This is a genomic window from Exilispira thermophila (assembly GCF_055389015.1).
Window position 1 is genome coordinate 1,168,966 of sequence record NZ_AP042476.1, and the last position, 24,016, is coordinate 1,192,981.

At 24.1% G+C, this 24,016-nt stretch carries 21 protein-coding genes and 1 pseudogene; 4 read left to right on the top strand and 18 right to left on the bottom strand.

Annotated features, from left to right (window positions below; genetic code table 11):
* Window positions 1-36 precede the first annotated feature (36 nt).
* The 14 genes and pseudogenes from ACZ5EC_RS05025 to miaB all read right to left on the bottom strand — a co-directional run bounded on the left by ACZ5EC_RS05025 (window position 37) and on the right by miaB (window position 16,479).
* Window positions 37-2,511 carry an ATP-dependent Clp protease ATP-binding subunit gene (locus ACZ5EC_RS05025; RefSeq protein WP_464303864.1) on the bottom strand — a complete coding sequence of 825 codons (2,475 nt, stop codon included), beginning with the start codon at window positions 2,509-2,511 and terminating at the stop codon, window positions 37-39.
* A gap of 242 nt (window positions 2,512-2,753) precedes the next feature.
* Window positions 2,754-3,434, bottom strand: coding sequence for an ABC transporter ATP-binding protein (locus tag ACZ5EC_RS05030; protein ID WP_464303865.1), 681 nt, complete (start codon window positions 3,432-3,434; stop codon window positions 2,754-2,756).
* Between the two features lie 246 nt (window positions 3,435-3,680).
* Window positions 3,681-5,066, bottom strand: coding sequence for an ABC transporter permease (locus ACZ5EC_RS05035; protein WP_464303866.1), 1,386 nt, complete (start codon window positions 5,064-5,066; stop codon window positions 3,681-3,683).
* A 90-nt stretch (window positions 5,067-5,156) separates the two neighbouring features.
* Window positions 5,157-5,354: a hypothetical protein gene (locus ACZ5EC_RS05040; protein WP_464303867.1), complete on the bottom strand. Its 198-nt coding sequence runs from the start codon at window positions 5,352-5,354 to the stop codon at window positions 5,157-5,159.
* Window positions 5,355-5,478: 124 nt separating this feature from the next.
* The gene (locus tag ACZ5EC_RS05045) at window positions 5,479-7,593 is read right to left on the bottom strand and encodes an ATP-dependent DNA helicase RecG (RefSeq protein ID WP_464303868.1); all 2,115 of its coding nucleotides are present in this window, start codon (window positions 7,591-7,593) and stop codon (window positions 5,479-5,481) included.
* Entirely contained in the window at window positions 7,571-8,086 is a 516-nt protein-coding gene (locus ACZ5EC_RS05050) for a hypothetical protein (protein WP_464303869.1), read from the bottom strand. The genes ACZ5EC_RS05045 and ACZ5EC_RS05050 overlap by 23 nt, the downstream gene beginning before the upstream one ends.
* Window positions 8,087-8,167: 81 nt before the next feature.
* Window positions 8,168-8,881: a TRM11 family SAM-dependent methyltransferase gene (locus ACZ5EC_RS05055; protein ID WP_464303870.1), complete on the bottom strand. Its 714-nt coding sequence runs from the start codon at window positions 8,879-8,881 to the stop codon at window positions 8,168-8,170.
* Window positions 8,871-9,557, bottom strand: coding sequence for a BsaWI family type II restriction enzyme (locus ACZ5EC_RS05060; protein WP_464303871.1), 687 nt, complete (start codon window positions 9,555-9,557; stop codon window positions 8,871-8,873). The genes ACZ5EC_RS05055 and ACZ5EC_RS05060 overlap by 11 nt, the downstream gene beginning before the upstream one ends.
* Before the next feature lie 15 nt (window positions 9,558-9,572).
* Window positions 9,573-11,348: an ORC-CDC6 family AAA ATPase gene (locus ACZ5EC_RS05065; protein WP_464303872.1), complete on the bottom strand. Its 1,776-nt coding sequence runs from the start codon at window positions 11,346-11,348 to the stop codon at window positions 9,573-9,575.
* Window positions 11,345-12,043 carry a hypothetical protein gene (locus tag ACZ5EC_RS05070; RefSeq protein WP_464303873.1) on the bottom strand — a complete coding sequence of 233 codons (699 nt, stop codon included), beginning with the start codon at window positions 12,041-12,043 and terminating at the stop codon, window positions 11,345-11,347. The genes ACZ5EC_RS05065 and ACZ5EC_RS05070 overlap by 4 nt, the downstream gene beginning before the upstream one ends.
* 3 nt (window positions 12,044-12,046) lie before the next feature.
* Window positions 12,047-13,411 (bottom strand): annotated as a pseudogene (locus ACZ5EC_RS05075) (DNA methyltransferase); the annotation flags it as partial.
* Between the two features lie 61 nt (window positions 13,412-13,472).
* Window positions 13,473-14,525, bottom strand: a complete 1,053-nt coding sequence (locus ACZ5EC_RS05080; RefSeq protein WP_464303874.1) for an SPOR domain-containing protein — start codon at window positions 14,523-14,525, stop codon at window positions 13,473-13,475.
* Window positions 14,526-14,747: 222 nt separating this feature from the next.
* Window positions 14,748-15,152 carry a hypothetical protein gene (locus ACZ5EC_RS05085; protein ID WP_464303875.1) on the bottom strand — a complete coding sequence of 135 codons (405 nt, stop codon included), beginning with the start codon at window positions 15,150-15,152 and terminating at the stop codon, window positions 14,748-14,750.
* A 1-nt stretch (window position 15,153) separates the two neighbouring features.
* Window positions 15,154-16,479 (bottom strand): tRNA (N6-isopentenyl adenosine(37)-C2)-methylthiotransferase MiaB, encoded by a 1,326-nt coding sequence (miaB, locus tag ACZ5EC_RS05090; RefSeq protein WP_464303876.1) that lies wholly within the window; start codon window positions 16,477-16,479, stop codon window positions 15,154-15,156.
* Window positions 16,480-16,725: 246 nt separating this feature from the next.
* On the opposite strand from miaB, the gene ACZ5EC_RS05095 reads away from it, so the two are divergent.
* Window positions 16,726-17,667, top strand: a complete 942-nt coding sequence (locus ACZ5EC_RS05095; RefSeq protein WP_464303877.1) for a hypothetical protein — start codon at window positions 16,726-16,728, stop codon at window positions 17,665-17,667.
* A gap of 20 nt (window positions 17,668-17,687) precedes the next feature.
* On the opposite strand, the gene rlmN is transcribed toward ACZ5EC_RS05095, so the two are convergent.
* The 3 genes from rlmN to ACZ5EC_RS05110 form a co-directional block, all read right to left on the bottom strand.
* Window positions 17,688-18,776: a dual-specificity RNA methyltransferase RlmN gene (rlmN, locus tag ACZ5EC_RS05100; RefSeq protein WP_464304153.1), complete on the bottom strand. Its 1,089-nt coding sequence runs from the start codon at window positions 18,774-18,776 to the stop codon at window positions 17,688-17,690.
* Between the two features lie 70 nt (window positions 18,777-18,846).
* A complete protein-coding gene (locus ACZ5EC_RS05105) occupies window positions 18,847-19,860 on the bottom strand; it encodes an HD domain-containing protein (protein ID WP_464303878.1) in 1,014 nt (337 codons plus the stop codon).
* A 41-nt stretch (window positions 19,861-19,901) separates the two neighbouring features.
* Window positions 19,902-21,089 carry a TraB/GumN family protein gene (locus tag ACZ5EC_RS05110; RefSeq protein ID WP_464303879.1) on the bottom strand — a complete coding sequence of 396 codons (1,188 nt, stop codon included), beginning with the start codon at window positions 21,087-21,089 and terminating at the stop codon, window positions 19,902-19,904.
* Window positions 21,090-21,510: 421 nt separating this feature from the next.
* Here ACZ5EC_RS05110 and ACZ5EC_RS05115 point away from each other — a divergent pair, with 421 nt between their 5' ends.
* The 3 genes from ACZ5EC_RS05115 (at window position 21,511) to ACZ5EC_RS05125 (ending at window position 22,421) form a co-directional block, all read left to right on the top strand.
* Complete coding sequence (locus tag ACZ5EC_RS05115) at window positions 21,511-21,948, top strand: Fur family transcriptional regulator (protein WP_464303880.1); 438 nt, start codon at window positions 21,511-21,513, stop codon at window positions 21,946-21,948.
* 84 nt (window positions 21,949-22,032) lie between these two features.
* On the top strand, window positions 22,033-22,179 hold the full coding sequence (locus ACZ5EC_RS05120) for a redoxin domain-containing protein (protein ID WP_464303881.1): 147 nt from the start codon (window positions 22,033-22,035) through the stop codon (window positions 22,177-22,179).
* Window positions 22,176-22,421 carry a peroxiredoxin gene (locus ACZ5EC_RS05125; RefSeq protein WP_464304154.1) on the top strand — a complete coding sequence of 82 codons (246 nt, stop codon included), beginning with the start codon at window positions 22,176-22,178 and terminating at the stop codon, window positions 22,419-22,421. Before ACZ5EC_RS05120 ends, ACZ5EC_RS05125 begins: the two co-directional genes overlap by 4 nt.
* A gap of 276 nt (window positions 22,422-22,697) precedes the next feature.
* Here ACZ5EC_RS05125 and ACZ5EC_RS05130 read toward each other — a convergent pair whose 3' ends face one another.
* Window positions 22,698-23,936 (bottom strand): IS110 family RNA-guided transposase, encoded by a 1,239-nt coding sequence (locus ACZ5EC_RS05130; RefSeq protein ID WP_464303632.1) that lies wholly within the window; start codon window positions 23,934-23,936, stop codon window positions 22,698-22,700.
* Between the last annotated feature and the right edge of the window lie 80 nt (window positions 23,937-24,016).

Below are 24,016 nucleotides of genomic sequence, written 5' to 3' on the forward strand. Positions count from 1 at the left end.
GTTTTATTCCGGGAAAATTTATAAAGTTTTGAAAAATTATTTCTGGTAAATTTTTTGATCATCCTTTTGTTGTAAAGTTTTTTTAACTATTTTAATTCCAATACCATTTTTATTTTTTACTATTCTTAATCTATCATTGTTTTTAATCTTCCCTTTAAGAATATAATCAGATAAAAGATCTTCCAATTCTTTTTGAATAAGCCTTCTTAAAGGCCTTGCTCCATATTTTTCATCATAACCATTTTCCAGAAAAAACTCTTTAACCGATTTTGTAGTTTCAAAATTAATATTAAATTGTTTCAAATTTTCTCTTACCTCATCAAGCATAAGATCTATAATTTTTGTTAATGACTTTTTAGTAAGTGGTCTGAAAATAATAAGTTCATCAATCCTATTTAAAAATTCTGGGTTAAATCTTTTTTTAACCTGAAATAAAACTTTTGATTTTACATCTTCAAAATTTAAGGATTCTTCATCAGTAAGTTTAAAACCTGGTGATTTATAATTTAATATATCTTTAGCACCAATATTTGATGTCATTATTATAATTGTATTTCTGAAATCAACTTTATGCCCCAGATTATCAAGTAATTCACCTTCTTCAAGTATTTGAAGAAGAATATTAAAAAAATCCGGGTGAGCTTTTTCTATTTCATCGAATAGAACAACAGAAAAAGGTTTCCTTCTAATAAGTTCTGTAAGTTGTCCACCTTCTTGATATCCAACATAACCTGGAGGAGCTCCAACTAATCTGGAAACATTGTGCTTTTCCATAAAATCTGACATATCAATTCTAATAAGTGCATCCTGAGTTCCAAATAAAAATTCGGCTAATCTTCTAGCAAGTTCTGTTTTACCAACTCCAGTTGGACCTAAAAATATAAAAGAACCTATTGGTTTTCTTAGTTTTTTAATACCAAGCCTTCCTCTTCTTATAGCCCTTGAAATAGCTGAAATTGCTTCTTTTTGATCTATTACTACTTTATTTAAAGTTTTTTCCATATTTATTAATTTTTTCGCTTCTGAAGATTTTAATCTTTCAACATTAATACCAGTCATTCTTGAAACAATCAAAGCTACAACATCAGTATCAACAATATTTTTTCCAGGTTTTATGCTTAAATCCCATTTTTGTTTAATAATCTGATATTTATTATAGAGGTCATTTAGTTTTTTTTGAATCTCTGGTAATTTTTCATATTGTTTATTTAAAAAGTAATGTTGTTTTTCTTTAGATAAAACTTCCATCTCTTCTTTTATCTCTTTTAACATAATTGGAGGCAAATTATTTTTAACATTAAGGTAAGCACCGCATTCATCCAGAATATCTATTGCTTTATCAGGTAAATATCTTTCATTGATATATTTTTTAGCCAATTCTGGAATTAATTTAATTGCATCATCTGTAAAAGTGATATTATGAAATTCTTCATATCGCTCTTTAATACCATTTAAGATCTCTATAGTTTGTTCAATAGAAGTTTCTTCTATTAAAACAGTTTGAAATCTTCTTTCTAAAGCTTTATCTTTCTCAATATGTTTTTTATATTCATCAAAAGTTGTTGCACCAATAATTTGAACTTTACTTCTTCCTAAAAAAGGTTTTAAAATATTAGAAGCATCAATTGCACCTTCAGCACCACCTGCTCCAACTATTGTATGTATTTCATCAATAAATAATATACAATTTTTAGCTCTATCAAGTTCTTTTAAAATTTTATTCATTCTGTCTTCAAATTCACCTCTATATTTAGTTCCAGCAACAATATTTCCCATCTCCATTTGAAGAATTCTTTTATTTTGTAAACTTACTGGTACCTGTCCTGAAACAATTCTTTTAGCAAGTCCCTCAACAATAGCTGTTTTACCAACTCCTGGATATCCTATAAGAATAGGATTATTTTTCATCCTTCTTGATAAAATCTGCATAACCCTTTCAATTTCTTTTTCTCTACCAATAATAGGGTCAAGTTGTCCCAACCAGGCTTCTTCTGTTAAATCCTTACAAAATCTATTTACAATTGGTGTGTTAGTAGAAGATTTAGGTTTCTTTTTAATTTTTGCTAAAGGATCTGAACCAAACATTCTTAATATTTCAAATACTGTTGAATAAGTGATATTATATCTTTTTAAAATAAGTCCAAGGTCTGAATCTTTTACATTCATTAAAATTGCTAACAGTAAATGTTCTACTGTAACTTGATTATCATTTAATTTTTGCATGATCTGTCTTGCACTCTTAAGACAAAAAGTTGTAATTTTTGAATATTCAAGTGCATTTAAAGGAGAAATCACAGGAGTTCTGGGTATAATGCTAATAATATCATTTTCAAGTTTTGATGTATCTTCATTCATTAAATATGATATAATAAAATAAGATAAACCTATTTTTTCACGTATAATTCCAAGGATAAAATGTGCAGGTTGAATACTCACAGAATTTAATTCCTGAGCAATCTCTTTTGCACTATCAATTAAGCTATTTAAATCTTCTGAATAATTTTCAAACATATCTACTCCACAAATATTAACATAAACATTTCTAATCTTTTAAATATTTTCTATCAATGTTTATAATTAGTTCTTATTTATACTATTTTATTTTCAATTTTTTGTTTATTATCAATTTATTTTATTTATTATTAAATTACTATTAAATTATCAAATTATTGTTTACTTCTATATTTAAATATAATACACATCTTTTTTGAAAATCAAGAAAAACCTGTAATTTTTACAATAATTAACAATTTTTATAACAAATGTAACTTTCTGTTTTCTATATGATAATGTATTTTAGTAATATTACTAAATTCTTCATCATGAGTTGCAATAATCAACGATTTTCTTTTTTTATAAGTTAAATTCAAAAGAATGTTAATTACATTTTCTTTATTTTTTTTATCAAGATTTCCTGTAGGCTCATCTGCCAGTATTACTTCAGGATTATTAACAATTGCCCTTGCTATTGCTGCTCTTTGTTTTTCACCTCCTGATATTTCAACAGGATATGAATTTTTTTTAGAGTATATTCCAACTTCATTCAAAAGTTGTAATCCTCTATCAATAGCTTCAGATTTTTTATATCCCATTTTTAAAGCAGGTAAAATAATATTTTCTAAAATAGTAAGTTCCTCTATTAAGTAAAAAGCTTGAAAAACATATCCTATAGATTTGTTCCTTATAAACGAAATATCGTATTCATTCAACTTTGTTATATCTTTATCCTTAATAAATATAGCACCTTTATCAGGTTTATCAAATCCACCTAATAAATTTAAAAAAGTTGTTTTTCCTGAACCAGATACTCCTGTTATAACAGCTACCTGATTTTCTTTCAATTTAAAATTTACATCTTCCAGAACAACTAGCTTATCTTCACCATTTTGATAACTTTTCGTTATATTTTCTATTTTAATAACATAATTTTTCATATTCAAATTTAATTCCTTAAATTATACATTATAAAATTTGTAATTAAAACCTTTATAAATAAGATTTTTTAATAAAAAAATAAAAAAAACAAAAATTATAAAATACATCCTTACTAAATAAATAAAAATATTAAAATAAATTACAAAGAAAAATAAAATAATAACTTACAAAATTATTAAATAATAAATTAAAACTTAAAAATAAAATATTTAAATAAATAAATATCAAAATAAGTTTTAACAAGATCATTCATTATGTATTACATCTTTTGGACTAACTTTACCTGCTTTATTGGCAGGAATAAAACTTGCTAAAAACACTATAATCATAGAAAATAATACAATTACAAATATTTCATTAAAATATATTTTAACAGGGATTTTATCAAAATAATAAACATCTTTTGAAAAAATCTGGAAATGAGGCACTATTACATTTTGATTAAAAATAGAAATTATTCCAAAAATAAAATTGATTATACTATTTACTAATTTTTCAACTGAATTAAAAATCCAATCAATATTTTTTAGAATTAAAAGTCCTAAAATCACACCCATAAAACTACCAATTAATCCTATAATAGACCCATACAAAATAAATATAGCTTTTATATCAAATGGGGTAAAACCAAGAGCTTTCAAAATTCCAATCTCTTTTTGTTTACTCATCACTAGCATAATTTGAGAAGAAACCATATTGAAACTAGCAACAATTACAATCAAAAAAACAATAAAAAATAACATGGTTTTTTCATTTTTTAGAGCTTCAAAAAAATTTTTGTTATAATCGTACCAGGCTTTTGTATAAAGCCTAAATGGAAGTATTTGATCTATCTTTTTTTTAACAGATTCAAGGTTTTTTAAATCATCAACAACAACTCCAATTGAAGAACATGCATTATCAAGATTAAGTAATTTTTGAGTTAAGGATAAAGAAGCATAAATTATCTGTGAATCAATTGGATAATAACCTGTTTTAAAAAGAGCTTTTACTTTAACAAACTTCATTGTCGGAGAAAAAATACTTTTAGAAGCTGAAGCAATTGGAAATGTAGAACCCTTCTCAAATCCATAAATTAAAGCAAACTCTTTCCCAATTAATACCTCATTATCTTTTATAAAAATTTTAGATTGTAAGTCCTTAGAATTTTTATTATCTGACTTTGATTTATCATTTGAAACTTTTAAATTTTTATTGTCTGTATTTTCATTATTAGTGATATTATTAAAAATCTTTATATTTTTTTTAAAAAGGTCAGAATTATAAAAATTATTATCATATCCTCTAACAACTGTCCCTTTAAGATTATTTTCTGAACTAAATAATGCAGGAGTCTCAATATATCCAAATGCAAATTTTACATGCTTAATTTTTTCAATTTTATCAATAAGTTTTTTATAGTCTTTTATTGGAGAATTAAAATAGTCAACAATATTTATATGAAAAGATTGCAAAGAAATTATTTTTTGCTTTATATCAGATTGAAATCCATTCATTACACCAACTGTCGCAATTAAAGCTGCTATTCCTAATATTATACCCAAAATTGAAACTATTGTAAAAAAAGAAAAATATACCTTTTTCCCTTTACCCTGAATATATCGAAATGCTATAAATAAATTTATCTTCATTTTATACCATTTTATTTAAATCAATATCAAAAATTAAATATTTAACTAAAATAATTCAATAATATATTAATGTTATACATCAATTATAAATTATATTGTTTCTTCAATATTTTTAGAACCGCACATTGGACAATGGTCATGCCCTTTATAATCTTCATAGTCTTCTAAATCTTCTATATCAATTTTTTTCTCTTTTTCCCATTTATATCCACAATCATTACATATAAGTTTAATTTTGGGATCAGCTAACCGGTTGTTGATATAATCTAAATCCATCTTATCACTCATTTTCCCCTCCTTAACATAAGCTTATAGTTTTGTTCGAATCTTCTTAACCTAAACCTTTATTTGCCTCCCATATATAAATATAATAAAATAGATTTTTAATAAATCAATAAAATTAGTTTTTCAATTAACCAGAAAGTAAAAATTGTGTATTTAGATTTTTAAAAGTTATAAGATATTTTTTTAAATTTAAATTATATTTTTTAGATAAATCTGGGTCAGCATCAATTATTTTCTTTGCATCATTTGCTGCTAATTTAAATAATTTTTGATCCTCATAAAAATTAGCAAGTTTAAAATCGACATCTCCAGATTGCTTGATACCAAATATTTCACCTGGACCCCTTAATTCAAAATCAAATTGTGCAATATCAAACCCATCATCAGTCTCTAAAATTTTTTTTATCCTTTTGTAAGCAATATCTGAAACATGCTTTTTAACAGATAATATACATATACCAGGATATTCACCTCTCCCAATTCTACCTCTTAATTGATGTAAAGTTGATAACCCATATCTATCTGCTTCTTCTATTACCATAAAGGTAGCATGTGGGATATCAATACCAACACCAATAATTGTTGTTGTTACTAAAACATCTATCTCTTTTTTCTTAAATTTGTCCATAATTTGAGCTATTTCTTTATCTTTCATTTTCCCATGGCATAACCCTACTTTATAATCAGGTAATTGTTTAACAAGTTTATCATACATTAATTTAGCAGACTTTAGTTCCAAAGCATTGTCTTCTTCAACTGCAGGGTATACAAAAAAACCAGAAAACCCTTTTTTCAACTCTTGCTTAACAATGTTTAGAATTTTATCCCATTGTGAATCTGGAATAAACAATGTTTTAACTTTTTTTCTTATTGCTGGTCTATGATTAATTGTAGAAATATCAAGATCCCCGTATAGAGTTAAGGAAAAAGATCTTGGTATAGGAGTTGCAGATAGAACAATTAAATCAACAAGATTTCCTTTATTTCTTAAAGCCAATCTCTGGTTAACACCAAATTTTTGTTGTTCATCAATAATTATGAGTTTTAAATTTTTAAAGTTTACATCCTTTTGAATTAAAGAGTGTGTCCCAAAAACAAAAGAAACCTCAAAATTTTCTATTTTAGTAAATACTTTTTCTTTTTGTTTCCTGGTTAAAGATGCAGAAAGATATGCTGATTTTATTCCCAATTTTTCAAGTTTTTTATGAAAATTAATATAATGTTGAAAAGATAATACTTCAGTTGGAGCCATAAATGCTACTTGATACCCCAACTCTATATAATTTAATGCAAACGCCATTGCAACTACAGTTTTTCCAGAACCCACATCTCCTTGAATTAATCTATTTATTAAATATTTACCCCTAAACTCTCCATTCAATTCTTTTAAAACACTTTTCTGATCTTCTGTAAGTTCAAATTCAAAAAGATCTAAAAATCTTTTTTGAAGTCCAAAATCTAAAGTTTTATTATTTTTTAAGTTATTAATATATTGAGATATAGCAAGATACCTGTCTGAATTCTTATCAACTTTCCATCGCTTTTCAATATAAACCTGACTCATATAAATAAAAAATTCAATATATGCATAAAATTTTTTTGAATTTTCATGTTCTTTTAATGAAGAGGGAAAATGTAATTTATATATAAGTAGTTTGTAAGGAGGAAAATTATATTTTTTAGTTATTTCTTCAGGAATAAAATTATATAAATATTTCCCAAATTGCTTAAATCCATTCTCAATAATTTTTATTAAAGCAAGAGAAGTTAGCCCTTTTGTTAATCTATATACTGGTAAAAATTTATATGTTTCTATATAATGTTTTGTATATAATTTAAAATTAGAAATTTTATAAATATTTCCAAACCTTGTTTTTTCAAACTTTCCATAAATATAAAGATAATCTCCTACATTTATTGAACTATCATAAAAATCTCTACCAAAAAAAAGTAACTGCCCCTCACTTCTCTCATCTGTTACATTAACTTTTAGAACTTTTTTTCTAAACCCTATCCACTCTTTTGATATTACCCTAACCTTAGTAAGTCCCCCTTTATTTTTATAATTTTCATAAATTGAATAAAATTTTGAAAAATCTATAAAATTGTATGGGAAATAATGAAGAAGGTCAAAAATTGTATATATATCAAGTTTGTTTAGAAGAAGTTTTTTAGATTCACCTACTCCCCAAACTTTTGATATATCCTGTAATAGAATTTTATTGAATTGCTCTATCATCATCTTCTTTTTCGTTAAATGGATAAAACTCTCTATTTATTATATTCTCAAATTCTTGTATATACTCTAAATATTTGTCATAATCATAATTTTCATTTTTAAAAGAATCTTTGTTTTTTCTATTAAGTTTTTCTAAAAATTTATCTTCAAATTTATCTGAAATTTCTGTTGAAATAGTTTGTTCATTTATCAAAATTAACATGTTATTTAACTTTGTGATAACCCTATTTTTAAAATTTTTATAATCATCAAAATCATGTCTTATTCCTCTAATAGCAGTACCTTTTAATACTGAATTTAAAACTAAATGTCTAAAATACTTTATAATTGCATTTTTATAGTGTTTTTTTGAAAGTTTTTCATTTCTTGCACCAATTGCGTAATCACCTAACTTTTCTAATTTTTTAACATATCTTAATGTAGTAAATTTACTTATAATAAAATAACCAACAACTAAAAAAGATAAAAATATTAAAAAAATTACAAAATAGACCATAATTTATAACCTTTGTTTTCACACATTTGTTTTTTTAATAAAATATCATTTTATTTAAATATACAATTTTTTTATATAATCTTAAGGATTTTTTCCATTTTTACCTTCTTTTTTTGATTTTTTCATAACAAATAAATATTTAAATCCTCGAAGATAAAAATTAAATTTTTTTGCTCGTTTATGCCATATAGGGGTATTTGATGTTTGATTTCGTCTAACAACACAGATTATATCAACTGTATCAAAATATTTAATAATTATTTGGTAAAGTTTAAATCCCACAGGTATAAATCCTGTTTTTTTTCTCCAATGATCACCAATAAGCCATGCCATTACTTTTCCAGATTTTAATATACGATATATTTCTTTAGTTACATCTTCAAGAGCATCAAAAAATTCTTGCTTCTCACATGATATATTACCTATATCCATAGTATGATTAGAATATTTAATGTTGTCAGAATATGGAGAATCAATAAATACAAAATCAACAGAATTATTATCCAAAGGTATTTTTCTTGCATCATTTTGAATAATATCATCTCTATAGGGAGCGATATCATATCCTATTACTCTACGATTTAATTCTTTTGCAACATCAATTGTCGTCCCACTTCCACACATTGGATCAACAACTAAATCTCCCTCTTTGGTGTATCTTTGTAATAAGTTCCATATAATAAATGCAGGGGTGACCCCACTAAACTTATTATTTCCATGAGGCTTATCTCCATAATTTTGAGTAGGAAAATCCCATAGAGTTGTAGTTTCTAATTTTGGAAAGTTAACTTTCATTATTTAACAACCTCTTTAGATCATCAATAAAATGTTCAAATAGTTTAACTTTTTCACTCTCTTCAATTTTCTCTTCTGTTAGTACATAACTACCATCCAAATCAACTTCTACAATAGCTCTTCCTTTTTTTGCAGGTTTTTTATGAATTAGTGTTCCATCTTCATCTGGAGTAACAAAGTAAACTTTAATATGTTTTGTAGCTTCATCTTGTAATAATTTAAGTTTCCAATACCCTGTTTGAGCAATACGTTCCCGTAGAGTAACTTTACTGGAAATAACTACTAATACTTTATAACTTTCAGGATCATATATAACAATATCAACATCAGGCAAATGTAATCCAAAATTTCCATAATCAATTGCTAAATTTCTTTTAACCTGGCTCAATTCCATTGATAAATTTGTTGATCTTTCTAATTTATTCCCATTAATAACTTTTAAACCAAGTCCTTCTATTTCTTCTGTAATAATATACTGAATCAATTTTTCCATATTTTTTCCTTTAAAAGCACGCCAACTCTGTTCATGGTCACCATTTTTGGTTGGATTTTTTTCCCAATCTTTAAGATGAATTTCCTTTGCTTCTTTTAATAATTCTGAAATATGTTTATATGTATCAGGTCCAAATTTTTTATGCTTTTTCAGATACAACTTTTTTAAATCTTCAAATCTCATAAGAATTTCTCCCCATTATCCCGCCATATATTCAACTGCTGCGGTTTTAATAATCTTAACCCTTACATTTCCTATATAGGGAATTTCATCTATTTCTTTCTCTGAAGCATCCAAAATATCTCCGATAGTTTTAAATTTTTCTTTTACTCGTTCTTTTAAGCTATCACTTATTGGAAGATTATCTACAGAATGTTTACGTAGTTTTTCATATAACGAATCTTCTTTAGGATAACGATATCCACAGTATGGACATATTTTCCATTCTTCTTTTCTTTCTTTTCCACATTTGGGGCATGTTAAAATACTACTTTTGGCGATATTATTAATTATTGTTTGTATTTTTTCTGTGCCTTTGTAATAAATTTTTACTCGTTGTGTATCTAATCTGTCTATTTCTCCCTTAAAATTACCACCTGTTTTTTTATCTTCTCGTAATACATTCTCAGACATACAAACCGCAGTATTTACAGCATATACCTTTCCATATTTATTTTGTCCTATACTTTGCTGTCCTCTTTCTGAAAGAATTCCTGAATAAATTAATATGCCTATCATATCTTTTAGATCATCCCAAATTTCATTTTCAATTGCAAAATATATTGATAACTTGGGATTCTCTCTTTTTCTCCATTTATTATTTTTTGTCCTTAAATCAGGGATAACTAAACCAGTAATAAAGTTATATCCATTAGAAATTGGAACTTTGAATCTCTCCAAACGATTTTCAAGACCTAAATAATATTTAAATAGATTTTGCTCAACATAACTTTTTATTATCTTAGGCAAGCCTTTTTTTTTGGGTTTCTCTCTACTTATTTCATCAATTAAAAGAAAAAGATGTCTGGGATTTCCAAAACAAGCAATAATAAGTGCTTCTAGTACTTCTTGGTTTTTCATGAAATATTCCCATATTTTATCTTCATTTAATCTCTTTTCTAAAATTTCTTTGAAAAAATCGATATATTTTTTATCTTCTGGCTTTCTATCTAGGTGAAGTATTCTAGCATCATGACCATAGTCAAAATCTTTTCCATATGATGATATACCCGGATATACTGAAACTTTACAAGCTATATGTGGAGAACGCAATCCCTTCATAAAAGAGAAAAATTCCTCTTGCTGTTGTTCAGAAAGAGTATGAGCAGCTTCATCAAAAAGGAATACCAATCTACATTGATTGTTATCTTCACAAAATTTTTCTAAAAATTTTTTAAAAGTAACAGGATTATTCAGTGCTTTAAACATATTTTCTGTATTAACATTTAATTTTTGTGAGGCAAATTTTTTAATATCTTCGCTTGTTTTGTATTGAGTTTTTTCAATTACATCTATATAATCTTCAAGAAGGTTCCTATATTCAGGAATCTCACATTTAACTCCAAATGTTTCTCCTAAATTTTTTATCAAATGTGCTTTTTCTGTTTTTTCATTATCTATTCCTAAAGAGTTAACTTTTTCAAGTAATGCTTTTAAAATCTTTGCTATTGTCCATTGCAAAAAGGGATTATATTCAGCAGCATTAGTGACTTTTATACGTTCAATTTTTAAAGAATCTTCAAAAGAAATATAAGATGCTAAGATCCTGTGGGAATCAAAACTTTTGTCTGCTTGATTTTCAGCATATCGCATTAACATAGTTTTACCCACCCCTCGGCTACCTTCTAATAAATATTGCTCTCCATCAAGTAGACGAGAGACAAAATCCCCTGGTTCTTCTACAAAAAATTTTTGAATATCTTCATTAAATAAACTCTCAGTTCTAATAGCAAGTGCTTCACTTATTTTTTTCATTTTTTCAACTCCAATATACCTAACTTTTTGATTATGGAATATATTACATCCTTTTTTTCTTTATCCATTTTATCCATATCGTTCCAGAAACGTATAGCCAAAATTGTGTTACTTAAACCTATTACCACCTCCCATTCTTTCATAAACTCAGAAAGTGACTGTTTATTAAACCCAATTGTAAATGAGCTAAGAGTTTGCAACTTTTTTAATCGTCCATGAACATATAAAGAAAGTTTTTTATACTCGTTTTGGATCTCAGTGTGCAACTCTTTTTTAAGAACCTTTTTATCAATAAACAATAAACAATATTTTTTCACAAGAAAATAATGCTTATTAATTAATTCTGAAATTAAGGGCCCTTTGTATCTATCTTCTCTGATAAAATAATTAAACTCAACAGAGTGATCAAAATAATAAACAAACAGTGTTGTGAGCTCTAATGAGCTTCTTAATGATATCATTCCTTGTCTATAGAATCCAGAAAAAGTAATGAAAAGAGAGGATATAATATCTAAAGTAGATTCATAAAGCAATTGCATTACCTGTTTTTTTGATGTAAAAATTGTGTCTATGAATTCACTCCAATAAAAATATGTATTTAGTAAAGTCAATTGTTGTGTACAATTTTTCTGTCCTACAGTCTTTTTAAAAACTTCATTTGTCTTTGTAAGTATAATTTTTTCAATCTCCTCCATATTTTATTTCTCCTTTAAACCAATTACAATATATTCAACAGGATAGGCTTCTGAATTTGCATTATGATTGCTTGCAAATCTACCTGTTTTTTCATCTCTTTTTTGAGGAAGTATTTTTAAAGGTATTTCTCTTTTTATAATCCTATCGATTCTAAATCCAGAATACTGTAAACTCTCTGCAAAAACTTCTGCGTTCAATATATCTACCCCTTTTAATCTTGTATTACCAATTACAAAACAACATCTTCCTCCTGGTTTTAAAATTCTATAACTTTCATCAAATACTTCTTCCATATCAATAAAAAAAGCTTCAATTTCTTTTGCTGTTTTTTTATCTTTTAACTTCATCTTATTAACTATTTCCATTGCAATTTTGCTTCTTAGTTTTTTGTTTTCATATTTTTTATGCGAGGTTCCAATAAACTCTTTTTTATATTCAGTCAGGTCATCCGCTAAATCAAGCCAGATAGTAGATAATTGATGTAAATCTGCATACTCGTAACTTGTAACATAAGGGCTTGATGTTATAATTAAATCCACACTGTTATCAGGTACGGCTTGATGTTTAGCATTACCAACTTTAATATTCAAATAGTTATTAATATTTTCTCTTACCTCTTGAGAAACAATTTTATAAAAATCATTATTACCTTTTTGCATTTTCTTTAAATGCCTTTTAAGGGCATCATAAGGTTTTGCAGGTTTCTTTTTAAAATCCCTTGTCGGTTTTGTGCTTCCTTGAAGCCATATAGAACAATTCTTTAAAATATGGCTAAAAGCTACTAACAAAAAGTCTCTAATCTTCTCATCATCTTCAAGATAAATAATTCTTAGTATTTTACTAAGCTCAATTTTATTTTTCTCAGGAAACCAATAATTAATTCTTTTAATATGTTTTTCTGGAATTAAAGGATCTATATTATAAGTATTAAATAATGTATTTAAATTATCATTATAAAAATTTATTCTTTCTAAAAATTGCTTAATCTTTTTATCAAGATAGAATGGTTCTATTGGTAATGATTTTACTTTAGTTATTAAATATGCTATTTTATTAATATCAGTTCCACTTACTTTAAATCCTCTTGATATTGCAGTAACAATTGTAGTCCCACAACCATAAAAAGGATCATTTATACTGGCTTTTTCATCTGTGATATATTCATCTATTAATTTTTCAACTAATTGTGGAATAAATTTAGCAGGATAGCGATGATAACTGTGAGTCCATTTCCCAGTATCTGATGGTTTAAGCTCCTTAAATGACCAATTTTGATCTATATCTTTTGTGTTAAACATATACAAAATATCCTGTGGTGTTAATACTTTTTCTCTCATTTGCTCCTGAATTGCTTTCATGTTATATACCTTTTTATACCACTAATGTCTTTTAAACTAATTTTTTTTAGATTAACTATAATTATACCAATTATTTATTATATTCAATTTCAACTATTTTACCATTAATACCAATACTTTTAAGTTTCTGCAAATCAGCCTTTGCATCATCATAAAAATGATAAGGTCCTACACCAAATCTATAAACATTATCAAGTTTTTGCTTATAAAAATTAAAACCATTTTTAGTTACAATATTTTTAATATTTTCATCAATATCTTTAGAAACTCCTATTGATATAAAATAATAATCTCTTAAAAACTTTTTATCAATAACTTTTTGGACTTCACTTCTTACAGATCTTTTAGAATATGTTAAGATTTCATCTTTCTCCTTTAAAAATTGGAAAATTGGTGTATTGATAAGTTTTTTAGCAAAAAAAACTTTATCCTGACCCATACCTATTTTATATAAAAAATATAATGTATTTTGATAGTAATCTGTATCATAAAACATTGAATACAGTTTAAGAAAATATTGATAGGCTTTTATAGGGTTATTATCTTCTTTATATAAAATATAAGAATAAAGATATAGCGAAAATGATAGCAATTTTTTATTATTAATATTTGAAAAATTGTTAATTAACTTTTCTTTTAAAGGTTTTAAATCTTTTTTATACCTTTTATTATTATGATATAAGGTATTTAAATAGATAATTTCAATTTCATAATCTAAGTCTTTTTTCTTTGATTTTACATTGTAAAATTTGTACCATTTAAATACTTCTGAATAATTACCGTGAATATATAAAAAATTCAAAAGTCTTACAACTGCAAATTCAAACCATTTACTATCTGGATAATATAAAATCAATTTTTTTAAATTTATTAAATTTTTAAAATAATCATCTTCAATAAATGAGAGATAAAAAAGTACATCATCTGTATATTGAGATAATGGATATTTTGATAAAAAATTATAACCATATTCTAAAGCTTTACTATCTACCTGCAAAACTTTATTCAAAAATATTTTATACTCATCTTTTTCTGAAACATTTGAATCAATCTTTATATATGAAATTAAAACTAATGCTATTGCTAAAAATACAAGTAAAATATTTTTTACATTTTTTTTCATATTATAGATTTTAATTTTATTTATTTGTTTTGATTGAAACTTTTATTTTTTCATTTATTTAACATATTTAATAACTTATATTTAACTTATTTAATAATTTATTTATTAAAAATTTATTTATTTAGTTTCATCAATTTTATTAAAATTAATTATTACTTCTATTTTTTATCTCTTCAATTTTACAGATATTATTTACACCTTTTATTAATCAATTTATTAATTTTAACTTTTTTTATTTCTTTTTTTGAAAAGATTTTTTAACCCTTTCTTATTTTTATCATCAATTTTTTGATCTTCTTTATTAATTTCTGTAAGAGTTTTATTTACTTTTTCCTCAACCACTTTTTCAATATGCTTCTCTTTCTTTTTTAATTCTTGCTCTTTTAACTTACTTTTTGTAATTTTTTCCTTAATTTTTTCTTTTCTAAGCTTATCAAAATAACTCATAACATAATAAAAAAATGATATAATTATACCGGTAATAATTGAAAACAATACGACTGAAATTACAGAAACATCTTGATATTTCTGCCCAAAAAAGTTTATAGTTGTTTTATAAGGTATATTAATAATAATAAAAACTAAAATAATAACTATAAAAATCAAATTAACTATTAATCTAAACATATTATTCTCCAATAAAAGTTTTACCAGATAGAGATTTTAACTTTATATTAATAATATCACCTGGTCTATAATCTCTATTATTTATAACACCAAATAATCCATCAAATGTTTTAAATAAAAATTGATTTTTATTTTTCTTACTCATTTTCAAAATAATAGATTTTTTAGTTTTTTCAATTTCTTTATTTCTTTCTTCAATTGAGATTTTATTTTGTTTATCAATCAAAATTGATAATCGTTGTTTTTTTATACTTTCAGGAATATTATCTTCAAGTTTACTTTTAACAAGTGGTCTTTTGGAATATTTATACATAAAAGCATCTGTAAACCTTATTTTTTCAACTATTTCTAATGTTTTTTTAAAATCATCTTCTGTTTCATCAGTGAACCCAACAATAATATCTGTAGAAAATTTCATATTATTATTAAATTTTTTAAACTTTTCAATTATGGAAGTATACTTTTCTATAGTATATTTTCTATTCATTAATCTTAAAATTTTATCAGAACCTGATTGAAGGGGAACATGAACCATTTTAGAGATTTTCTCATTTTTAGCTGTTATCTCTATAAGTTCATCAGAAAAATCTTTAGGATGAGGTGATAAATATGAAATTAATTCAATACCTTTTATATTTGCAACTTTTTCAAGTAATTTATAAAAAGGGATATCATTATTATCTTTACCATAAGAATTAACATTTTGACCTAAAAGAATAATCTCTTTTACCCCTATAGATGCTAAATTTTTAACATCTTCAATAATATCATTAGAATTGCGAGATATTTCCAATCCTCTTAAATAAGGAACAATACAAAAAGTACAAAAATTTGAACATCCGTGAGAAATTGTAACATAAGATCTAAATGGAAATTCGGGATCTTTTGAAGAATTTAAAAATACAAAATCATTTAATTCAATTGCTTTTTTAGAAGATACCCCTTTATATCCCTGTTCTTTGTTTTTTATCAAATATTCAACAATTTTTTCCTGTTGTTTGGTGCCAAAAACCAGATCAGCAAGGTCATCATCAATAAATTTTTGCATATATTCTTCTGATAAACAACCTAAAATAACAACTGATAAAAAAGGGTTTGTAGTATTTTTTAAATATTTAAAATAGCCTAATCTTCCAAAAATTCTATCTTCAGCTGATTGTCTAACACTACAGGTATAAATAAATACAAAATCTGCATTATTAATATCAAAAGTTTCTTCAAAATTATATTTTGTAAGATAATCTTTTAAAGAAGCTGCTTGAGATTTATTCATCTCACAACCATAAATTTCCCAAAAAATTTTATATTTTGTTATAGACTTTTTCATAAAAAACACTTTAATTAATAAACGAATTTAGTCAATATTTTTATACAACAAATAAAACTACTTTAAAATTTAATTTTTAATAACGATAAAAAGAAGAAATTATAAATTATTACTAATTTAGATAAATAAATGTTAAATAATTTTTTCTTAATAAGTCTAAATTAGTTTTGACAATTTATTTTTTTATTTTATTATTTTTATTGTATTTGATATCAAAGTAAACTTGATTTTCAGGAGAATAAATATATGGGTAAGTATATAGTATTAAAAATACGATTAAGATCAGAAGCTCTCAATTTTTACTCTGTTGCAGTTTTAATAATCGATAGAGAGCTCAAACTTATGGAGAAACTTGATGTATTAGCTTCAAGAATACCAACTTTTTACCATAATTGTATTAGCCAGAGCTGGGAAGAAGTACAAAATGAAATAATAAAACAGGTAATAGAAGGAAAAAATCTTACTAATCTAAGTAAATCAGTTTCAACAGCAATCGAAAAAATATTTTTAAATGAAGATATAGATTATATTATAAAACTTATAGATAATGATATTAATAAATTTATTACAATTCTTCAAGAATCAATAAACCGAGCTTTATTAAAAGGAGATGCAAAACTAGAAGTTATAAAACATGATGTTAACAGTATTGACAAAAATGTTACAAGTGAAGATGTAACTGAAGAACTTGCAGAATTAGAAAATGAAAATATTAATTTTGATGTTCCAGATGGAGTATCTGTTATACCTGTAAAAGCTGTACTTGCCCCTGTTTCTGGTATTCCACTTTATGAGTTAACCATAGGTGATAAAATTTATGTTAACATTGATACTTCTTTTGAAAGGGCAAAAGAATATATAGAATATTTTGATGCTTTACAGGATGATAAACTTATTCCACTTCCAGCAGAAATACTGGAAATAATGGTTGATATGAACAACAATTATATTATACTGGTAAAACTTGATGAATCAACCTATGGGCAAATAATAGAAGAAGAAAAAGTGAAAATTAAAAGATGGGATGAAGATGAGATAATTGATGAATCACTTTCTCATGAGGAATCTAAAGAGAAAAAAATTGAAAAAGCACAGAAGAAAAAACCAGCTTCAAAAAGTATTATCTATATTGTAGCAGGAATTGCTGTCACTCTTTTTATTATTTTAATTTTATTATTATTCTTATAATAAATGCAATATTAAATATTTCAATTTTTCTTTTTCCATCTTAATTGACCACATGCACCTTTTATGTCTCTTCCCCTTTTATATCTTATAGAAACGTTGATGTTATTTTTTTCAAGTTGTTCTTGAAAATAATGGACTTTATCTCTATCAGGAGAATTGAAAGGAAGTCCAGAAACTGGATTATATTCAATTAAATTAATATAATTACCTAACTTTTTAACTATAGGAATTAATTCTTCTATATGCTTTTTGCTATCATTAACCCCTTTAAAAATTATATATTCAATTCCAACTCTTTTTTTTGTTTTTTCTCTGTATTTTTCAAATAAATCGAGTAATTTTTTTAAATCCTGGTTGTAGGGTATAAGTGACTTCCTTTGCTCATTAAAAGGAGTATGAAGAGAAAAGGCTAATTTAAAATTTTTATTTATTGAAAGAAGTTTTTTAAGTCCTGAAATTATGCCAACAGTAGAAATTGTAATTCTCTTTGGTGAAAACATTCTACCTTCCTTATCCCCCAAAATTTCAATAGTTTTTAATACATTATCCAGATTTAATAAAGGTTCCCCCATACCCATAAAAACAATATTATCTATTTTTCCTTTACCCTTTAAATAATTTTCAGCAATTAAAAACTGAGATAATATTTCTGAATATGTTAAATTCCTCAAGTATCCAGATAATCCTGTTGCACAGAATTTACACCCAACTGGACATCCAATTTGTGATGAAATGCATAAAGTATATCTTTTATTTTTTCTTATTTTATTATTATCACTTGTATCAGTTAAAATCACCATTTCAATAATATTATTGTCTTGAGTTTTTAAACCAAACTTCACTGTTTCACTTTTTTTTTCTGTTAATACATTTTCTATTTTAAGATTAACTACATTAAAGTAATTTTTTAAAAACTCTCTATATTTTTTAGGTAAATCTGACATATTATCAAAATCAAATTCTAATTTTTCAAAAATCCATTTCTTAATCTGTTTTATTCTAAACTTTTTATTATCAAGATAAGAGATAAATTCTTCTATTTTTTCATCATTATAAATATAGTCAAACACATTATAATACATATCACTTTGATTTAAATCATTTAACATTTTCACAACTATCCTCATCAATTTCATTAATTTAATCTATAAAATAAATATAATTTAAAATAAATATAATTTAATTAAATAACAAATTAATTTTATTAAAATAATTTAAAATTCTTCTTTTTTTTATATTAAATATAGAAAAATAATATTTATAAATCTTAAAATTTCTGTAAGTAAACTTCTCTTTAAATTGTGGATATCTTTTTATCAAGTCTTCAAATCTTTGTTTTAACATAACACATTTACTATGCATAACCATTTTATCAGAAACATTAACAATTAAAATTGATAGTGCTCTATTCATTTCAAAAAATCCATCTATCAAGTGATATTTTGAACAAATAGCTTCATAAAATAAATTTTCATTTTTTAAAATATTATACCCTGTAATTGCATGATTATAGTTAGATTCTTTTTTAATTTCAAATATTTTCCCAATATCATGCAAAAGACTTGCATTTATTTGTTTAACCAGAAATTTTAAAAAAATTTCTCCTTTTTGTATATCTAAGTCTGTTTTTAATAAATTATATATTTTTTTTTCTTGTAAATACTTTAAAAATAAAGACATATAAAAGTAATTTTTATATTTTATCAACTTAATAATTGCATTATATAAAACAATCGAATAATTAAAAATTTTGTTTCTTTCTTTTTTATTTAACAAAATTGAATAAAATTTTTTAATTTTTTTAAAAACAACATTTCTATAATAATTATTTTTATTTAATTTCTCTATTTTCCCAATCTTTAAATTAAAAATGATAAATAGAGTATTTAATGAAACGCAAACAGAATGGTTTTGAATGTTTTGTGGCATATTATATTTATTAAATAACCTTCTGGAATTGTTAAATACATTTAGATACAACTTACTAAAATAATCATAAAAATAATTAATAAAATCATTAAACTCGATTTTATTCTGAATATCGATAAATTTTTGTTTATATTGTTTTTTTAGATTATTTTTAAAATCTTCTAAATCATTATTAAAAATAATTTTGAAAATAAGTTTTAAATTATTCTTATTCAAAATAAAATTTTTATCAATTTTTAATCTTTTTTCTTTTTTATTCAACATTTTAAATACATTAAATTATTTTGTATTATTTTAATTTTTCTCTATTTCAATAAAGCAGTTATCCAGGGAATTCCCACAAATGTACCAATTGCTGAACCAATAGAAGTTGCAATAAATACCAATAATATCTTTGTAATCCTGTTTTTAAAAAATCCTTTAAAGGTTAATATATCTTCAGAGAGACTTTCAAAATCCATAACTCTTGGCTTTCTAAAAAATGCTTCCACTATACCAAGAACAAATCCTGCTCCAATAGTTGGATTTAAAGAAGTAATAGGAGAAACAACCCATGCAGCCAAAATTGTAAGTGGATGAGCTAAAACTAAGAGAGCAAAAATAGAAGTAAATATTCCATTTGCAAGAACCCATGCTTTAAACATATTAAAAGCAACTTTTGCTCCCCCTTTATAAAAACCATATCCAAAAACAAGTAATACAAATGCTGTTATTATCCAGGCAATATATTTACCATATGTTTTTTTTGGTGGAACATATTCAATAGATTCATCATAATCAAACCCATCTTCTATAAGCTTTTTAATCCCTTCTAAATGCCCTTTACCAATCACAGCAACAATTTTACTTCCATTTGCATTTAGAATCTTATTAGCAAGATATAGATTTCTTTCATCAATAAATGATTTCTTAACCATAGGTAATTTTTTTGCAAATATATCCATTATCTCATTGAAAATGTCTTTACCTTCCATTAAGTTTTCTATATCTTTTTTATCAACTTTTTCATTTGTAAAAATTGATTCCAATAAAACTTCTAATATTCTTAGCTTATCTTTAAATGAAGATAAGCTCCATGCTCTTTTTAATGTAACATTTATATCTCTATCAGCTAAAACAATATCAATGTTATTTTTTTCAGCTATATCAATAGCTTTAATCATCTCTTCACCAGGGGCTGACTGCATATCCAAACCAATTCTCTTTTGAAAAGAAGATAAAACCATGTTTGCAAATAGTAAAAAACCTTTCCCTTCTTTTATCACTTTAACAATATCAAGTTTTTTCCATTTTTCTTTATCTTTTAAAGATTTATATCTTGATTCACATAATTCTACACAAACTTTATCAGGTTGGACACTATTAATAACATTTTCAACTTCTTCTACACTCTCTTTCAAAACATGAGCTGTTCCAACAAGATAAATTTCTTTGCCGTTTTTTTCAATTTTAACAGTATTTTTTAACTCATTTGATGAAATAGTATTCTCCATATACAATCCTTAAAATAAAATAATTAATAAACCTATTTAAAATAATATTAAAAATAAATAAATTAAATTAAAATAAAAATAAAAACTTATTAAATAGAAATTCATAATTTTATAATTTAATATCTATATTTTATCTTTTATTAAATGTTATTGGCCTCTTTCATAATGTATGGATATTTTTTCTAAATCTCCTTAATTTTGTAATATTTTTAATCTATACTTTAATTCTTATTTTAATTTTTGTTTTAAATCATTTTTTTATTATCAACTACCATTTAGATAGAGATTAATTATTAATAAAAAATATGCAATATAAAATATAAAAAAAACTATTGACTTATTCTAATTTTTATATTATTCTATTTTTGTAATAATTACAAATTTAGAAAGATTAAAATTTTAGAATGGATATTAAAGTTTTATGGAAATACAAAAAGCAAAATCAATTTTATCAGAAAAAAATATTAAAATATCAAATCATAGAGTTTATATTTTGTCTTATTTAATTGAAAATAATAATCATCCAACAGCAAATACAATTTATGATGATTTACATAAATTATTACCAAGTTTATCAAAAGCAACTGTTTACAATACATTAGAATTTTTTCTTAAAAAAGGAATTATTAAAAAGATAATATTTGATGATAATTCAACTCATTATGATGCTTTTTTAAACTTTCATGCTCATTTCTATTGTAAAATTTGTAAACAAATTTTTGATATTAACATTAATGATATTGATAATAATATTATTAATATAAATTCATTAAAAAAGCTAAAGTTTATAAATAATAATCTCATACAAAATATATCTATAAATTTTGAGGGAATATGTAAAAAATGTCAGATAAAATAAAAAACGATGATTGAGAATTTTAAAAAGTTAAAGAATGAAAATAATATTAATAAAACAATAAAGTAGAATTAAAAAGGTGAAAACATGGAAAAAAATAAAACAGAAGTTTTTAATTTTTGTATGAAAAATAACAATGAAAAATTACATTGTCTTAAAGATCATAAAGGGAAATGGGTAATATTATACTTTTATCCAAAAGATAATACTTCTGGTTGCACTAAAGAATTATAAAGCATAATTTAAAAATAATTTTGTTATCTGACCCTGACCATAAAGTGATAGAAAATTTTGGTGCATGGGGTGAAAAAAAGATGTATGGAAAAACATACTATGGAACCATAAGATCAACTTTTTTAATTTCTTTTGAAGGAAAAATATTAAAATCATGGAAAAAAGTAAAAGTTAAAGGTCATGTTGAAGAAGTTTTAAAAACATTAAAAGAACTAAGTGAAAATAAAGAAAAAATAAAATAAAACAAAATTAAATTAAATTAAAAAAGTTAAGTTAAAATTAAAGTACCATAAATTAAAACAATAAAATAAATATTATAAATTAATTTATTGAATATAATAAATCATTTAAAACTAAAAATAGTAAAATAAATTAATAAAATTAAGTGAGTTTAATTTTAAAATTAAAAATAATTTAGATTGAAAATTTAAGACATCCTATAATATGTCAACAAAAAAATAAAAAAAATAGGATGTTGACAACCTAATATAATTAGTGTTCTTTGACATTTATATATATCAGGCACAATGAGGTTTAGCAACAAAAACCTTAACAGGATCATAAATAGAGGAATAAGTATACAAATGCCAGATAATTTTAGCAAGTTTAACCATAACTTTAAAAATAGCTTTTTTAGAATTACCTCCTTTATTAATTTCATTAAGGTAAACCTGTTTTAATTCATTATTATGCATTAAAGCAGATACAGCACAACAATATAATTGTTTTTTAACAATAGAGATTCCTTTTGATTTTTGATATGCCCTATCTTTAGAACCACTTTGATCTTTACCAGGGTAAAGGCCAATGTATCCTAAAAATTTATTTACATTAGTAAATTTGTTTAAATCACCACAACAACCAATGATTGTAGCAACTGTTTTTTTACCAACACCAGGGATTGATAAAACAGCTTTTATAGGGTTAATACTATTTTTGTTATTATTATCAGAATAATTAAATTCTAAATTTTTTAATATAAGGTTAATATTTTTTTCTATATTTTTTATTTGTTCAAGAAGAAGTTCTAACACAGTAATTTGATTTCTTAGATTAAATTCATTAGCTTTAATGCCATTATTTGGAGTAATAGAAATTTTAGCAAATTCAATAATTTTTTTAGCTTTATGTTCAGAATTATTGTTACCTTTAATTGATCTAAAAATTTTAACAATATCGTTTTTGTTAGCTTTGGCTAAAGCAAAAGCAGAAGGATATTTTTTTAAAATGGTTCTTGATGTAACATTAAAAGGGTCTCTAAAAACAATATCATACTCATAAAAAGTTTTTTGTAAAATACTTGAAATTCTTCTTTTGAGATTGTATATTTGTTTCATAAGGAAATTGTATTCCTTTATGAGTTCTCTTAGGTTAGAGACATCATTTTCTGGAACCAGTGATTCTTTAATTAATCCAGTAGATAACTGGATAGCAAGATTTAAAGCATCTTGTTTATCAGTTTTAGTATGTTTATTAAAGGATTTAGAGAAATAGGAAGAGGAATAAGGATTAACAAGAGAAATTTTATATCCTTTTTCTCTAATACTAAAGAACACTGGTTTCCAGAAAACATTTGTAGCTTCTAAAGCAAATTCAAAATCATTTTTATTATTTGACAGTTTATTAATAATTTCAAAAAACTTTTTAAAATTCTTAGAATTATGAATTAATTTAAATTTTTTAACAATTTTTCTTTTTTCATTGATAATACAAACTTCAGAAGATTTTTTTGCTACATCAATACCCACAAAAAACATAATTCAACTCCTTTTAATTTTTTTTTAATATCTGGCATTTGCACAACCTCGAATACACAGTGAGACGAATAACTTCGAAT

Excerpts from the sequence above, each read along its gene's own strand:
- ACZ5EC_RS05105 (WP_464303878.1), bottom strand. The coding sequence starts at position 19,860 with ATGTTGAATAAAAAAGAAAAAAGATTAAAAATTGATAAAAATTTTATT.
- ACZ5EC_RS05055 (WP_464303870.1), bottom strand. The coding sequence starts at position 8,881 with ATGAAAGTTAACTTTCCAAAATTAGAAACTACAACTCTATGGGATTTT.
- ACZ5EC_RS05040 (WP_464303867.1), bottom strand. The coding sequence starts at position 5,354 with ATGAGTGATAAGATGGATTTAGATTATATCAACAACCGGTTAGCTGAT.
- ACZ5EC_RS05050 (WP_464303869.1), bottom strand. The coding sequence starts at position 8,086 with ATGGTCTATTTTGTAATTTTTTTAATATTTTTATCTTTTTTAGTTGTT.
- ACZ5EC_RS05110 (WP_464303879.1), bottom strand. The coding sequence starts at position 21,089 with ATGGAGAATACTATTTCATCAAATGAGTTAAAAAATACTGTTAAAATT.
- ACZ5EC_RS05095 (WP_464303877.1), top strand. The coding sequence starts at position 16,726 with ATGGGTAAGTATATAGTATTAAAAATACGATTAAGATCAGAAGCTCTC.
- ACZ5EC_RS05120 (WP_464303881.1), top strand. The coding sequence starts at position 22,033 with ATGGAAAAAAATAAAACAGAAGTTTTTAATTTTTGTATGAAAAATAAC.
- rlmN (WP_464304153.1), bottom strand. The coding sequence starts at position 18,776 with ATGTTAAATGATTTAAATCAAAGTGATATGTATTATAATGTGTTTGAC.
- ACZ5EC_RS05070 (WP_464303873.1), bottom strand. The coding sequence starts at position 12,043 with ATGGAGGAGATTGAAAAAATTATACTTACAAAGACAAATGAAGTTTTT.
- ACZ5EC_RS05130 (WP_464303632.1), bottom strand. The coding sequence starts at position 23,936 with ATGTTTTTTGTGGGTATTGATGTAGCAAAAAAATCTTCTGAAGTTTGT.
- ACZ5EC_RS05025 (WP_464303864.1), bottom strand. The coding sequence starts at position 2,511 with ATGTTTGAAAATTATTCAGAAGATTTAAATAGCTTAATTGATAGTGCA.
- ACZ5EC_RS05115 (WP_464303880.1), top strand. The coding sequence starts at position 21,511 with ATGGAAATACAAAAAGCAAAATCAATTTTATCAGAAAAAAATATTAAA.
- ACZ5EC_RS05045 (WP_464303868.1), bottom strand. The coding sequence starts at position 7,593 with ATGATGATAGAGCAATTCAATAAAATTCTATTACAGGATATATCAAAA.
- ACZ5EC_RS05065 (WP_464303872.1), bottom strand. The coding sequence starts at position 11,348 with ATGAAAAAAATAAGTGAAGCACTTGCTATTAGAACTGAGAGTTTATTT.
- ACZ5EC_RS05035 (WP_464303866.1), bottom strand. The coding sequence starts at position 5,066 with ATGAAGATAAATTTATTTATAGCATTTCGATATATTCAGGGTAAAGGG.
- ACZ5EC_RS05080 (WP_464303874.1), bottom strand. The coding sequence starts at position 14,525 with ATGAAAAAAAATGTAAAAAATATTTTACTTGTATTTTTAGCAATAGCA.
- miaB (WP_464303876.1), bottom strand. The coding sequence starts at position 16,479 with ATGAAAAAGTCTATAACAAAATATAAAATTTTTTGGGAAATTTATGGT.
- ACZ5EC_RS05085 (WP_464303875.1), bottom strand. The coding sequence starts at position 15,152 with ATGTTTAGATTAATAGTTAATTTGATTTTTATAGTTATTATTTTAGTT.
- ACZ5EC_RS05060 (WP_464303871.1), bottom strand. The coding sequence starts at position 9,557 with ATGAGATTTGAAGATTTAAAAAAGTTGTATCTGAAAAAGCATAAAAAA.
- ACZ5EC_RS05030 (WP_464303865.1), bottom strand. The coding sequence starts at position 3,434 with ATGAAAAATTATGTTATTAAAATAGAAAATATAACGAAAAGTTATCAA.